The sequence below is a fragment of the uncultured Pseudacidovorax sp. genome, assembly GCF_913773995.1.
In the GTDB taxonomy this organism is placed as follows: domain Bacteria; phylum Pseudomonadota; class Gammaproteobacteria; order Burkholderiales; family Burkholderiaceae_C; genus Xenophilus.
Map to the genome: position 1 here is coordinate 130,916 of NZ_CAJYES010000245.1, position 14,068 is coordinate 144,983.

General features: G+C 73.1%; 9 protein-coding genes. 7 read left to right on the plus strand and 2 right to left on the minus strand.

Going from position 1 to position 14,068, the window contains the following annotated elements; all coding sequences use genetic code 11:
• Positions 1 to 2: 2 nt before the first annotated feature.
• From QZ772_RS23520 to QZ772_RS23550, 7 genes are all read left to right on the plus strand, one after another.
• Entirely contained in the window at positions 3 to 4,133 is a 4,131-nt protein-coding gene (locus QZ772_RS23520) for a UvrD-helicase domain-containing protein (RefSeq protein ID WP_295531876.1), read from the plus strand.
• 85 nt (positions 4,134 to 4,218) lie between these two features.
• Positions 4,219 to 6,369, plus strand: coding sequence for an exodeoxyribonuclease V subunit alpha (gene recD, locus QZ772_RS23525; protein ID WP_295531879.1), 2,151 nt, complete (start codon positions 4,219 to 4,221; stop codon positions 6,367 to 6,369).
• A gap of 159 nt (positions 6,370 to 6,528) precedes the next feature.
• Positions 6,529 to 7,521, plus strand: coding sequence for an alkaline phosphatase D family protein (locus QZ772_RS23530; RefSeq protein ID WP_295531883.1), 993 nt, complete (start codon positions 6,529 to 6,531; stop codon positions 7,519 to 7,521).
• Complete coding sequence (locus QZ772_RS23535; RefSeq protein ID WP_295531886.1) at positions 7,518 to 8,240, plus strand: response regulator transcription factor; 723 nt, start codon at positions 7,518 to 7,520, stop codon at positions 8,238 to 8,240. Before QZ772_RS23530 ends, QZ772_RS23535 begins: the two co-directional genes overlap by 4 nt.
• A gap of 64 nt (positions 8,241 to 8,304) precedes the next feature.
• Positions 8,305 to 10,146, plus strand: coding sequence for an ATP-binding protein (locus QZ772_RS23540; protein ID WP_295531890.1), 1,842 nt, complete (start codon positions 8,305 to 8,307; stop codon positions 10,144 to 10,146).
• A 138-nt stretch (positions 10,147 to 10,284) separates the two neighbouring features.
• Positions 10,285 to 11,481, plus strand: coding sequence for an AAA family ATPase (locus tag QZ772_RS23545; RefSeq protein ID WP_295531893.1), 1,197 nt, complete (start codon positions 10,285 to 10,287; stop codon positions 11,479 to 11,481).
• 38 nt (positions 11,482 to 11,519) lie between these two features.
• A complete protein-coding gene (locus tag QZ772_RS23550; RefSeq protein ID WP_295531896.1) occupies positions 11,520 to 12,056 on the plus strand; it encodes a DUF4276 family protein in 537 nt (178 codons plus the stop codon).
• A gap of 20 nt (positions 12,057 to 12,076) precedes the next feature.
• Here QZ772_RS23550 and QZ772_RS23555 read toward each other — a convergent pair whose 3' ends face one another.
• Together QZ772_RS23555 and QZ772_RS23560 are read right to left on the minus strand one after the other, a co-directional pair.
• Positions 12,077 to 13,531, minus strand: a complete 1,455-nt coding sequence (locus QZ772_RS23555) for an FAD-binding oxidoreductase (protein WP_295531899.1) — start codon at positions 13,529 to 13,531, stop codon at positions 12,077 to 12,079.
• Positions 13,528 to 14,068, minus strand: a 541-nt coding sequence (locus tag QZ772_RS23560; RefSeq protein WP_295531902.1) for an N-formylglutamate amidohydrolase, incomplete at its 5' end; no start/stop codon positions are given. The genes QZ772_RS23555 and QZ772_RS23560, both read right to left, overlap by 4 nt.

Genomic DNA, 14,068 nt, shown 5'->3' on the forward strand with positions numbered 1-14,068 from the left:
TCATGAACACCGCCGTCCCGTCCATCCAGCCCCTGGACCCGCTGCGCTTCCCGCTGCACGGCCTGCGCCTCATCGAGGCCAGCGCCGGCACCGGCAAGACCTACACCATCGCCCTGCTCTACCTGCGCCTGGTGCTGGGCCATGGCGAGCACGGCAGCGCCTTCGGCCGGCCGCTCACGCCGCCCGAGATCCTGGTCGTGACCTTCACCGAGGCCGCCACGCAGGAGCTGCGCGAGCGCATCCGCGCCCGGCTGGACGAGGCCGCCCGCGTGTTCGCCGGCGAGGCCGAAGCACCGGCCGGCGACGCGCTGGCCGCCCTGCTGGACGACTACGCGCCCGAGGCCCGCCCCGGCTGCGCCCACCGCCTGCGCGTGGCCGCGCAGTGGATGGACGAATCGGCCATCGCCACCATCCACGGCTGGGCCTGGCGCATGCTGCGCGAGCACGCCATGGGCAGCGGCAGCCTGTTCGCCCAGACCCTGCAGACCGACCTGCAGGCGCTGCAGCAACAGGTGCTGCACGACCACTGGCGGCGCCACTACTACCCGCTGGACGCCGCCGCCTCGCGCGCGCTGCTGGGCTGCTTTGCGAACCCCGAGGCGCTGTGGCAGGCCGTGCGCCCGCTGCTGGCCCAGGGGGATGCGCAACTGCGCCTGCAGGGCAGCGCCTTCGACGGCGAGGCCGACGCGCTGGACGCCCTGCGCCAGCTGGGCCGCAGCATGGCCGAGGCCGATGCCCTGCAGGAACAGGCCCGCGCCGCCTGGCGCGCCGACCGCGCCGCGCTGGAGCGGCTGTGGCACGCCGCGCGTCCGCACCTCAACGGCAACAGCTACCGCGGCAAGGACGACGACGCCACCTTCGACGGCTGGCTGCAGGCCCTGGCCGACTGGAGCGCCGACGCCGAGGCGCCCGACAACATCGCCCGCTTCGGCCGCGCAGGCGCGAAGCTCAAGAAGGGCCAGGCCCTGCCCGACCATCCCGCGCTGGACGCCATCGACGCCTGGCAGCATGCGCAGGTCGCGGCCCAGCCCGCCGGCCTGCGCGCCCACCTCGCCGTGCATGCGGCCCGCGCCCTGCGCGAAGCCCTGGCGGCCGAGAAGCTGCGCCGCGCCGAGCTGGGCTTCGACGATCTGCTGCTGCAGCTGGACCGCGCCCTGGCCGGCCCCGGCGGCGCGGCGCTGGCGGCGCGCATCCGCACCCGCTTTCCGCTGGCGCTCATCGACGAGTTCCAGGACACGGACCCGGTGCAGTACCGCATCTTCCGGCGCATCTATGGCCAAGCGGAAAGCAGCGGCCCCAACGAGGGCGACAGCGATGCGGGCGGCGGCACCGCGCCACCCGACGCGCCGGCGCGCTCCGCCACCGGCCTGATCCTGATCGGTGACCCCAAGCAGGCGATCTACGCCTTCCGCGGCGCCGACATCCGCACCTACCTGCGCGCCCGCCGCGACACGGCCGCGGAGGCCGACGCGGCCGGCGGCGCCATCTACGCGCTGGACACCAACTTCCGCTCCACTGCCGCCGTGGTGCAGGCCGTCAACCGCGTCTTCGAACAGGCCAGCCGCCATCCGCGCGGCGCCTTCCGCTTCGCGCGGGAAGACGGCGACCCCGTGCCCTTCGTGCCGGTGCGCGCCCGCGGCCGGGGCGAGGCGCTATGGCTCGAAGGTGCGCCTGCCCCCGCCCTCACCCTCTGGTCGCAGGAGCCCGAGCCCGACGCCGGCCGCGACAGCATCGGCACCGCCGACTACCGCGCGCAGATGGCCGAGGTCTTCGCCAGCGCCGTGGTGCGCTGGCTGGCCGACACCGGCGAGGGTCGCAGCGGCTTGCGTCACGCCGACGGCCGCTGGCAGCCGCTGCGGCCGGCCGACATCGCCGTGCTGGTGCGCAGCGGCACCGAGGCCGCCGCCATCCGCAGCGCCCTGGCCGCGCGCGGGCTGCGCAGCGTCTACCTGTCGGACCGCGAATCGGTCTTCGCCACGCCCGAGGCCGAGGACCTGCTGCGCTGGCTGCGCGCTGCTGCCGAGCCGGGCGACGACCGGCTGCTGCGCACCGCCCTGGCCAGCCGCAGCCTGGGCCTGCCGCTGGCCGAGCTGGCCCGGCTGGAAGAAGACGAACTCGCCTGGGAAGAGACCGCCCTGCGCTGGCAGGCCTTCAACGCCTGCTGGCTGCGCCACGGCGTGCTGCCGATGGTGCATGCGCTGCTGCATGCCTACGACCTGCCCGCGCGCTGGCTGGCGGCGACGGCTGGCAGGGCGGGCGCGCTGCCAGCCGAAGCGCCCGCAGGGATGGCGTCCGGGCCCGATGTGCGCCCCCAGCCTGACACGCGCAGCCCAACGCCCGTCGATGAGGCGGATGCGCCCGACGGCGCCGCACCCGCCACGACCGCCCTCGGCGGCGAACGCCGGCTCACCAACGTGCTGCACCTGGCCGAATGGCTGCAGCGCCGCGCCGTCGACCTGGACGGCCCGCATGCCCTGATCCGCGCCCTGGCCCAGCGCCTGGCCGAACCCGGCGGCGAGGAAGAGATCCTGCGTCTGGAAAGCGATGCCGCCCTGCTCAAGGTGGTCACCATCCACAAGTCCAAGGGCCTGGAATACCCGCTGGTGCTGCTGCCCTTCATCGCCGCATGGCGGGAGGAGAAGGCTTCGGCCGCCAAGTCCATCGGCTTCCACGACGCCGAGGCCGATGCCCGCGTGATCGAGCTGGATGGCAAGCATGAACAGGCCGCCGCCCTGGCCGACGAGGAGCGCCTGGCCGAGGACATGCGGCTGCTCTACGTGGCGCTGACCCGCGCCCGGCATGCGCTGTGGCTGGGCGTGGCGCCGCTCGCCGCCGGCAGCGGCAAGAAAGTGGCGATCGACCGGGGGGCGCTCGGCCAGGTACTGGGCGCGGGCGCGGCCATAGACAGCCTGGCGGGCTACCGGGCGGCGCTGCAGGCGCTGGCGGACGATGCGGGCGACGCCGCAGCGGCGCGCGCCGCGACGACGGCAGCCGGAGCGGCCTCCGCGTCAGGGGCCGACGGCGCATCTGGGGCAGCCCGGACAGCCACGCCATCCGAGGCATCCGCCGCGGCTGGCGCGCCTGCCGCATCCAGCCCGCCCATCCTCGTCATCGAACCCGCGCCCTCCCCCGACGCCCGCGTCTGGCACCCGCCCGCCCCGCCCCCGCGCGGCGCCGCCCGCACGCCGCTGCGCCACGGCCATGCGCCGTGGTGGATCGCCAGCTATTCCGCACTCGTGCAGCAGTTGGGCGGCAGCGGTGCCCTGGCCCAGGACGCGCCGGCGCCCAGCGCCGAGCCCGAAGATGCCCGCCAGGACCAGGCCCTGGAAGAAGCCATCGCCCCCGCCGACATCGCGCCGGAGGAACGCCCCGCCACCGCCCCGCGTGGCGGCAGCTGGCATGCCTTCCCGCAGGGCGCCGAGGCCGGCAGCTTCCTGCACGGCCTGCTCGACTGGTGCGCGCAGCAGGGCTTCGCCCGCGTCCTCGAAACCCCCGAGGCCCTGCGCGACCTGGTCGCCCGCCGCTGCACCGTGCGCGGCTGGGAGGCCTGGATCGAGCCGCTGTGCGACTGGCTGCCGCGCTGGCTGCGCACGCCCTGGCCGCTGCCCGATGCCGTGCCCGCCACGCTGGCCGGCCTGGCGCGGCCGAAGTCCGAGATGGAGTTCTGGATGCCGGTGCACCGCGCCGACGCGCGCAGCATCGACGCGGTGGTCCAGGCGCAAATCCTGCCGGGGATGAACCGCCCACCCCTGCCGCCCACGCAACTGGCCGGCATGCTCAAGGGCTTCATGGACCTGGTCTTCGAACACGACGGCCGCTGGTGGGTGGCCGATTACAAGTCCAACTGGCTGGGCCCGGACGACGCGGCCTATGGCGACGCGGCGATCCAGGCCTCGCTGCTGGCCCACCGCTACGACGTGCAGGCCGCCCTCTACGCGCTGGCCCTGCACCGCCTGCTGCGCAGCCGCCTGCCCGGCTACGACCCCGACACGCACCTGGGCGGTGCCCTCACCGTCTACCTGCGCGGCGCCGATGCGCCGGGCCACGGCATCTGGGCCGTGCGGCCGCCGTGCGAACTGATTGAGGCACTCGACGCCCTGCTGCGCGGCCCCGAGGAAGGCACGACCGAATGAGCCCGTGCGCAACCTGCCCGCCAAGTCGCGCCATGCGCCCGCCACCGATCGCCGACGCCACCCTGGCACAGCCGGGAGGACGCCGGTGACATCCACCACCGACCTCTTCGACGCCGAGCCCGCCGAAGCCGCCGCCGGGCAGCGGCGCGACGCCCTGCTCGCCGACCTGGACCGCTGGGTGCAGCAGGGCTGGCTGCGCGAGCTGGACCGCAGCTTCGCCCTCTTCTGCCTGCAGCGCGATCCAGAGGCGGGCGCCGAGCTGCTGCTGGCCGCCGCCTTGGCCAGCCACCAGCTCGGCCGCGGCCATGTCTGCCTGGACCTGCAGGCCACGCTGGCCGATGGCCGCCACAGCCTCTCGCTGCCGCCCGACACGGCCGGCACCGCCGCGGTGGGCGACGGCCCGCAGCGCTGGCTGCAGCCCCTGCGCCTGGCCGCCTGGCGCGAGGCCCTGGCCGCCAGCCGCCTGTGCGGCCGCGGCGATCCAGCAGAGGGCGCGACGCCGCTGGTGCTGCAGGGCCCACGCCTGTACCTGCGGCGCTACTGGCAGTACGAGCAGCAGGTGCGCGCCCGCATCGAAGACCGGCTGCCGCCCGCGCCCGTCGCGCCGGCCGAACGCATCCGCCCGGTGCTCGACCGGCTCTTCGGCCCCGGCGACGGCACGCCCGACTGGCAGAAGATGGCCTGCGCCCTGGCCCTGCGCCAGCGCTTCGCCGTCATCACCGGCGGCCCGGGTACGGGCAAGACCACCACCGTGGTGCGGCTGCTGGCGCTGCTGCAGTCGATGGCGATGCATGGCGGCACCCCGGGACGGCCGCTGCGCATCCAGCTGGCCGCGCCCACCGGCAAGGCCGCGGCCCGGCTCACCGAGTCCATCCGCGGCGCGCTCGACCAGTTGCCGTGGGAGCAGTTGCCCGGCGGCGCCGACCTTAGAAGCCAGGTTCCGGCCGAGGCCCGCACCCTGCACCGCCTGCTGGGCAGCCGCCCCGACACCCGCCGCCTGCGCCACCACGCCGGCCATCCCCTCCCGCTGGACGTGCTGGTCGTGGACGAGGCCTCCATGGTCGACCTGGAGATGATGGCCGCCCTGCTCGACGCCCTGCCCCCGCAGGCGCGGCTGGTGCTGCTGGGCGACAAGGACCAGCTCGCCTCGGTGGAGGCCGGCGCCGTGCTCGGCGAGCTGTGCAGCCGCGCGGACCACGGCCACTACGACGCCGCCACCTTCGCATGGCTGCAGGCCGCCACCGGCCAGGCGCCGCCCGCCGCGCTGCAGGACGCGCGCGGCAATCCCCTGGACCAGGCCATCGCCATGCTGCGCGTGAGCCGACGCTTCCATGCCGGCAGCGGCATCGGCCGGCTGGCAACCGCCGTCAACCACGGCGATGCCGGCACCGCGCTGGCGCTGTTCGACGATGGCCTGACGGATCTGCGCCGCTGCCGCCTGGCCGCTGCACCCGGCCATCTGGCCCAGGACGCCGCCCTGCGCGCCCTGCTGCTGGCCGACGACGGCATCGACGACGACGCCCAGACCGCGGCCCCGGCCGGTGACCGCCGCCAGCCCGTCGGCCCCGCCCACTGGCTGCGCCGCATCCATGAGGAGCGCCCCGACTCCGATGCGCCCCGGTCCGACTGGGACGCCTGGGCCGCCCGCCTGCTGCAGGCCAGCGGCCGCTTCCAGTTGCTGTGCGCCCTGCGCGACGGCCCCTGGGGCGTGGCGGGCCTGAACGCCGCCATCGCCGAGCTGCTGCATGCCGAAGGCTGGATCGCCGCCACCCAGGGCTGGTACGCCGGCCGGCCGGTGCTGGTCACCCGCAACGACCCGGCGCTGGGCCTGATGAACGGCGACGTGGGCCTGACGCTGCAGCTGCCCGCCCGCTTCGACGACATCACCGGCCGGCCGGTGGCCGAGGCCGGCACCGCCCTGCGCGTGGCCTTTGCCGCTGCCGACGGCTCGGGCGGCGTGCGCTGGACGCTGCCGGCGCGGCTGCAGGCCGTGGAGACCGTCTTTGCCATGACGGTGCACAAGTCGCAGGGCTCGGAGTTCGAGCACACCGCCCTGCTGCTGCCGCCCACTTCCAGCCCGGTGCTCACGCGCGAGCTGGTCTACACCGGCATCACCCGCGCGCGGCGCTGGTTCACGCTGGCGGCGCCGGCCGGCCGCGGGCGACGGGTGCTGGAGGCGGCCATCGGGCGACAGGTGCTGCGTGCCAGCGGGCTGATGGCACCACCGGGCGGCTGAGAAGGCGCGGCCACCCCGAGGCGGGCCGGCGCCCTGGCGCAGCAGCCACCTTGCGGCTCTCTGACCGGCCGATCGGGTCTCAGGTCCCCCATTCATGTGACGGCGGCCGGCGCTCCAGAATCGACACTCGCCGCGGTCCAACCTGCCCGCGGAGCACCCATGCCCACTCGCCTGAAGATCGCCTTCACCTCGTGCGCCGAGGCCACGCAGTTCCCCAGTCAGCCGGTGTGGACCCGCATCGCCGACGCTTCGCCCGACCACCTGGTGCTGCTGGGCGACGCGGCCTACTACGACGTGCACGGCGCCGACACCGCCAGCGTCCAGGCCATGAGTGCCGAGCAGTTCGGCCGCCATGCCCACCGGCGCCTGCAGCAGCAACTGGACTGTCCGGGGTTCCGTGCGCTGGTCGCGCAGGTGCCCACCTCCGCAATCTGGGACGACCACGACTTCCTCTGGAACAACGCCTGCGGCGCCGACCTCGCCGCCGATCCGCAGTGGCGCGACCATCTGGCCTATTCGCGCTGCCTGTTCCATGCCTTCCGCGCGGCGCTGGCCGCCAGGCCGGGCCCGGGGCGCATGCCCCTCTTCGAGACCATCGACCACACCCGGCCGCCGCCCGCGCCCGGCTACCAGCGCGTGCCGCTGGCCGACGGCGTGGTGCTGCACCTCACCGACGGACGCAGCTTCAAGGCCGGCAACGGCCACAAGGCGCTGCTGGGGCAGCCGCAGATGGCGGCGCTGATCGCGGGCTGCGCCGAGCCGCAGGCGATCCACATCGTCGCCTCGGGCGTGGTGTTCGAGCGCGACACCTGGCTGGCCAACAGCGCGGACCGGGGAGAGACCTGGGCCGACTGCCGCCAGGAACACGACCAGCTGCTGGCCCTGGCGGCGCAACGGCGCCTGCTGCTGCTCAGCGGCGACATCCATCGCAACACCTTCCGCCGCTATCAGCGCTATGCGGGCGAGACCTGCCTGTTCGAGGCCACGGCCTCCGGCGCCGCCCTGCCCGCATGGATGATGACCAGCCGCAATCCCACCACGCTGCACCACTGGGGCCTGGCGACGGTCCATGACGACCATGTCGAGGTGGGCCTCTACCATTCCGACGGCCTGGCCGAGCGCCACACCCTCCCCCGCGACGATTGGCAATGAGCACCCCACCGCCGAAAACCGACGACCAGCCCGCGCGCGTCGCCCTGGTCGAAGACGACGCAGGCATGCGCCGGCGCATCGCCCATGCCGTGGGGGGCGACGCCGGCCTGGCACTGGTGTTCGAGGCCGCCACCGCGCAGCAGATCCTCGACTGGTTGCCCGGGCATCCGCTCGACGTGCTGCTGGTGGACCTGGGCCTGCCCGATCGCTCGGGCCTGGAGGTGATCCGCGCCGCGCGCCGGCTGCAGCCCGACTGCGCGGTGATGGTCATCACCATCTTCGGCGACGAGGCCAACATGGTGCAGGCCTTCGAGGCCGGCGCCAGCGGCTACCTGCTCAAGGACGGCACAGAGCGCGACCTGGGCCTGCACATCCGCTCGCTGCGCGCCGGCGGCTCGCCGATGTCGCCCATCATTGCCCGGCAGCTGCTGCGGCGCTGGCAGCAGGCCGGCGGCACCACCGGCCCGGATGAGCGCGGCGCCGCACCGGCCAGTACGGCACAGGCCGGCACGGCGCCCGCGGCCGAGCGGCTGTCGCCGCGCGAGTTCGAGGTGCTGGACCTCGTCTCGCGCGGCTTCACCTATGCCGAGACCGCCGCACGCATCGGCGTGTCGGTGAGCACGGTTCAGACCCATGTGCGCAACATCTACGGCAAGCTGGACGTGCACAACAAGTCCGAGGCCGTCTACGAAGCCCGCAACCTTGGCCTGCTGCCCTGAGGTCCCCGCCGCACGCCCCTGCGGCGGCGCTGCCCGCGCGGGCGGACCCTGGTATCGGCGCCTGATGGCCGGGTTCTTTGGCCTCATGCTGCTGTGCAGCCTGCTGTGCGCCGCGCGGGCCGTCGGCGCGGTGCCCGAGGCCGGCTTGCAGACGCTGCGAAGCGCCGAAGCGGTGGTGCGCGTGGCCGGCGAGGCGCCCCGGCCGGTGGCCCCGGTCTCGCTGCCCTTTCGCTGGGCCGACCAGGCGCCGCGCCAGCCCGGCGGCGCCACCGTCACGTTCGACCTGCCGGTGCCGCCTCCAGGCGGCGACGACCACTTCTACGGCATGCTCTTCGAGGCGCTGGGCAACCAGGCCGCCGTCTATGTGGACGACCGGCTGGTGGCGCGTTGGGGCCAGCTGGGCGACGCCGGCTTCGATGCCGGCCGCGGCCCGAGGCTGGTGCGGCTGCCCGCCGACCTCCTCGAAGACACCGCCGCGCCACTGCGCCTGCGCATCGAGCTGAGCTTCCAGCCGCAGCGCGGCGGCGGCGTCTCGGCGGTGCGCTGGGGACCACTGGCACGGGTGGAAGCGCTGGAGGCCCAGGAGCGGCTGTGGCGCAACACGCTGTCGCTGGTGTATGCCACGGGCCTGCTGCTGATGGGCGGCCTGGCGGCGGGCCTGTGGTGGCGCCAGCGCGATCCGCTCTATGGCTGCTTCGGCCTGGCGGCGGTCGCCGGCGCCCTGCGCAACTTCGATCAGAGCGGCCTGCAGATGCCGCTGCCCTGGCCCTGGTGGGGCGCACTGGTGGCCATGAGCTACGCGGTCCACATCGCGCTGCTCGCGCGCTTCGTGACGCTCGCGTTGCAACGGCCCTCGCCGCGGGTGCTGCAGTGGCTGACCACGATCCTCTGGGCCTCGGTGCTGCTGGCGGGCGCCTCCTTCGCGCTGCGCCAGCCGCTGATGTGGACGGCCGCGCTGGCGCTGCTGTGCGCCGGCGGCATCGTCAGCCTGCCGGGCGTGGTGCGCGAGGTCGTGGCGGGCCGGCGCCCCACGGCCTACGCGCTGCTCGTGGCCGGCGTCCTGGCCATCGCCGCTGGACTGCACGACCTGCTGCGCGTTCGCATCGGGCTTGGCAGCGCCAGCTGGGTGCCCCTCACGCCGCACGCCATGTTCGGGTTCGTGCTGATCCTGGCCGGCATGGTGGTCGAGCGCTACAGCCGCTCGGTGCGCGAGTACCGCGACCTGGCCCGCTCGCTCGACGCGCGCGTTGCCGAGCGCGAGCGCCAGCTCACCGCCGCCATGGACGCGCTGCAGGCCGAGCGCGAGCAGCAGGCGGTGCTGCTGGAGCGCCAGCGCCTGATGCGCGAGATCCACGACGGCGTGGGCTCGCAGCTGGTGGGCCTGCTCAACCTGGTGGGCCGCCCGGGCGCCGACCCGGCGCTGATGGAGGCGCAGGTCAAGCTGGCACTGGACGAGCTGCGCGTGGCCGTCGATTCGCTGCAGCCGCTGGAGGGCGACCTCACGGTGGTGCTGGCCACCCTGCGCTACCGGCTGCAGCCGCGCCTGGAAGCCGCCGGCCTGACGCTGGAATGGGAGGTGGACAGCCTGCCGCCGCGCGCCGACGTCACGCCGCAGACGGCCATGCAGATCCAGCGGATCCTGCTGGAGGGTTTCACCAACGTGCTGCGCCATGCGCAGGCGCGGCGCATCCGCCTCGAAGCGCACTGGCATGCCGGCCCGCCCGAGCGCATGGAGATCGTGCTGGCCGACGACGGCCACGGCTTCGCGGCCGACGGGCTGGCCGCGGGCGGCCAGGGCCTGGCCAGCATGCGCAGCCGAGCGACCGCCATCGGGGCCACGTTGGCCGTGACGTCCACGCCCGGGCGCGGCACCACGGTGCGTCTGGACTGGCCGGTGCGGCGTTGAAGCTGCCCTCGCGCAGCACAATCCCAACAACGGAATTCCCTGCGGCGCGACAAGCGCGCCGCAAGCCGCCGACCTCGTGCGTATGGCACGATGCGCGACTGCTCCGGCCGCGCAGTGCCGGGGCGTTCAGGACGCGCCATGCAGATCGAATCCATCGCCATCAAGAACTACCGGCTGTTCCGGGACGCCAAGCTGACCCACATTCCCCGTCTTTGCGTGCTGGTGGGTGCCAACGGAACGGGCAAGTCGACCCTGTTCGATGTCCTGTCCTTCCTCAAGGACGCCCTGTCGATGAACGTCGGCAAGGCCATCGCCAAGCGCGGCGGCTACCGCGAAGTCGCGAGTCGCGGCTTCGCGCATGAGGCCATCGAGATCACCCTGCAGTTCCGCATGGAGATCACGGGCAAGGAGCGCCTGGTGACATACCTGCTGCGCATCTCGCCCGGCGCGGAGGGCCGGCCCTTCGTGGAGCGCGAGGTCCTGCGCTACAAGCGGGGGGCCTACGGCGCACCCTTCCGCTTCCTGGACTTTTCGTCCGGGCGCGGCTACGCGATCACCAACGAAGAGGACTTTTCCAAGGCGGACGAGGACCTCACCCGGGAGGAACAGGAACTGGATTCGCCAGACATCCTCGCCATCAAGGGCCTGGGCCAGTTCGAGCGCTTCAAGGCCGCCAGCGCCTTCCGGCTGATGATCGAAAACTGGCACATCTCCGACTTCCATGTGTCCGAAGCGCGGCCCAGCCAGGAAGAGGGCTTCGCAGAGCACCTCTCGACGCGGGGCGACAACCTGCCCCTGGTGGCCAACTACCTGTACGAGCATCATCCCGACCGCTTTGCCCATGTGCTGGACGCGATGCGCCGCAGGGTGCCTGGCATCTCGGTGGTGGAGCCGCGGCAGACCGAGGATGGCCGCCTTGTCCTGCGCTTTCAGGACGGCAGCTTCAAGGACCCGTTCATCGCGCGACATGTGTCCGACGGCACGATCAAGATGTTCGCGTACCTGGTGCTTTTGAACGATCCCAAGCCCTATCCGATGCTGGCCGTGGAAGAGCCTGAGAACCAGCTATATCCCGAACTGCTGCCCGAACTTGCCGAGGAGTTCCGCAGCTACGCGGAACGCGGAGGCCAGGTCTTCATCTCCACCCATTCACCCGATTTCCTCAACGCCTTGTCGCTGGACGAGATCTACTGCCTGCGCAAACAGGGCGGCTTCACGCAGGTGTCCCGGGCTGGCGACTCCGAGAACCTGCGCGCGCTGTTCGAAGCCGGCGACCTGCCCGGCTATCTGTGGAAGCAGGGACTGTTCGAAGGCCTCAACCGGGACGTGCGCTGATGGCCGGCCGGCTGGTGTTCCTGTTGGAGGAACCTTCCATGCGGGCACTGCTGGAAGGCTGGCTGCCTCGTCTGGTCCCCGGTTGGGTGAGTGGTGAGCATTTCCTGTGCGTGCCGCACGAGGGAAAGTCGGACCTGGACCGCAGCATCCCGCGCAAGCTCGCCGCATGGCGCCACCCCGGCGACCGCTTCGTCATCGTCCGCGACAACGACAACGCGGACTGCATCGAAGTGAAGGCTCGGCTGCGCAGACTGTGCGAACAAGCTGGACGCCCCGACAGTCTCATCCGGCTGGTCTGCCAGGAACTGGAAAGCTGGTATCTCGGCGACCTCGCGGCGCTCGCTGCGGCCTTCGATACGCCGCGGATCGACTCGCCCGCCAACCGCAAGCGCTTCGATGCGCCGGACGGCTGGCAGAAGCCCTCGGTCGAGGTCAAGCGACTGATCCCGACCTTCCAGAAGATCGGCGGGGCCCGCGCGATGGCCACCCATCTGGACGCCCAGCGCAATCGCTCGCACAGCCTGCGCGCCTTCGTGACGGGTGTACGGCGGCTGCATGCCGAAGCTGCGGGCTGACCCGACCAGCTCAGCGAAGGTCAGCCGAACACCTTCCCCGGATTCATCAACCCCAGCGGATCCAGCGCGGCCTTGATGGCGCGCATGGCGTCGAGTTCTTCGGGCGTGCGGCTGGCACCCAGGTAAGGCTTTTTGTGGAGACCGATGCCGTGCTCGGCCGAGACGCTGCCGGCAAAGCGGCCGACCATGTCGTAGACCAGCCGCTCTGCCGCCTCGGCATCGCCGCCGATGCTGGCGCCGTCGATCGAGAGGTGCAGGTTGCTGTCGCCGATGTGGCCGAAGAAGACGCTGGTGTGGCCCGGCCAGCGGGCTTCCAGCGCGGCGCGGCATTCCTCCACGAAGCGGCCGATCTGCGCCATGGGCAGGCTGACGTCGAAGTTGACCGGCGGATGCAGGTTGGCCGGCAGTTCGGCGGTGGCCTCGCGGATCTTCCACAGCGCACCGGCCTGGGCCTGCGACTGGGCCAGCACCGCATCGACCACCAGGCCGGACTCCATGGTCTCGGCAAGGGCTTCTTCCACCTCGGCCTGCAGGGCAGCCTCGCTGCCGCCGTCCAGATCGACCAGGGCCAGCAGAGGATGCTCCGTGTCGAAGGGCTCGCGCAGTTGCTGCCAGGCCAGCGAGGCGGCCACGAAATCGCGCCACATCAGCTCGAAGGCCGCGACGCCGCCGGCGAAGCGGGACTGCAATCGGCCCAGCAGGGCGAGGGCGGCGTCGTAGTCGGGCAGGGCGGCCAGCAGCGTGGCCCGGGCGCGCGGGGCCGGGTGCAGGCGGAAAAGGGCGCGGGTGACCACGCCCAGCGTGCCTTCGGCGCCGACGAAGAACTGCTTGAGGTCGTAGCCGGTGTTGTTCTTCTGCATGGGCCGCAGCATGGGCAGCACGCGGCCATCGGGCAGCACCGCCTCCAGGCCCAGCAGCTGCTCGCGCATCATGCCGAACTGCAGCACGCCGTTGCCGCCGGCATTGGTGGCCAATGCGCCGCCGACCTGGGCCGAGCCACGGGCGCCGAAGTCCACGCCGAAGCGCAGGCCGGCTTCGGCGGCGGCCTCCTGTACGGCCTGGATGGTCACGCCGGCCTGGGCCGTGAGGGTGCGGGTGGCGGCATCGACCGACTCGATGGCATTCATGCGTTCCAGCGACAGGGCGACCGCGCCTTCGACCGGCATGGCGGCGCCGGCCAGGCCGGTGAGGCCGCCCTGGGGCACCACCGGCACGCGGTATTCGGAACACAGGCGCAGCGCGGCCGAAACGGCCTCGGTGCTGCGCGGGCGCAGCAGGGCCAGCGGACGCACGGGCGGCAGGCCGCTCCAGTCGGCCAGGTGGCGGTCGGGCACGGCCTCGCCGGGCGTGACGGCGTCGGCGCCAAGGGCCTCGGTCAGGGCGGCGAGGAAGGCCAGCGGAGCAGCGCGGCCGACGCCCGCCGGTCCCTCGCCTGCGGTGGGCGTGCCCTGCGAGGCCGCCGAGTGGCCGCTCATGCGCGCGCTCCGTCGGCAAAGGCCAGCATGGCCTCCAGCATGCGGCGCACGGTGGGCTGCACGCGCGCGGCCACGTCGGGAAGGTAGTCGAAGGGGAGGCGTTCCTGCATGTAGCGGCTCTGGGTCATCTCGAGCTGCACCGCATGCACGCCGTGTGCCGGCTGGCCGTGGTGGCGGGTGATGTACCCACCCGTGAAACGGCCGTTGAGCACGCTCGTGTGTGCCGTGTCGGTGCGGGCGATGGCCAGCAGTTGCGCGGCCAGTTGCGGGTCGCAGGCCGCGCCCTGGGCGGTGCCCAGGTTGAGGTCGGGCAGGGTGCCTTCGAAGAAGCGCGGCAGCACCGAGCGGATGGAATGCGCGTCCCACAGCATGGCGATGCCATGGGCGGCGCGGATGCGTTCGAGCTCTTCGGCCAGCTTCGCGTGGTAGGGCACCCAGATCGCCTCGCGGCGGGCGGCGATCTCGGCCTCCTGCGGCAGGTCGGCCGGGTCGACATAGAGCGGCGTGTCGTCGAAGGTGTCGACGGGGCACAGGCCC

What these genes read in the sequence shown, in the direction of transcription:
- QZ772_RS23520 (WP_295531876.1), top strand. Translation starts at nt 3, where the DNA reads ATGAACACCGCCGTCCCGTCCATCCAGCCCCTGGACCCGCTGCGCTTC.
- QZ772_RS23530 (WP_295531883.1), top strand. Translation starts at nt 6,529, where the DNA reads ATGCCCACTCGCCTGAAGATCGCCTTCACCTCGTGCGCCGAGGCCACG.
- QZ772_RS23535 (WP_295531886.1), top strand. Translation starts at nt 7,518, where the DNA reads ATGAGCACCCCACCGCCGAAAACCGACGACCAGCCCGCGCGCGTCGCC.
- QZ772_RS23540 (WP_295531890.1), top strand. Translation starts at nt 8,305, where the DNA reads ATGGCCGGGTTCTTTGGCCTCATGCTGCTGTGCAGCCTGCTGTGCGCC.
- QZ772_RS23545 (WP_295531893.1), top strand. Translation starts at nt 10,285, where the DNA reads ATGCAGATCGAATCCATCGCCATCAAGAACTACCGGCTGTTCCGGGAC.
- QZ772_RS23550 (WP_295531896.1), top strand. Translation starts at nt 11,520, where the DNA reads ATGCGGGCACTGCTGGAAGGCTGGCTGCCTCGTCTGGTCCCCGGTTGG.
- QZ772_RS23555 (WP_295531899.1), bottom strand. Translation starts at nt 13,531, where the DNA reads ATGAGCGGCCACTCGGCGGCCTCGCAGGGCACGCCCACCGCAGGCGAG.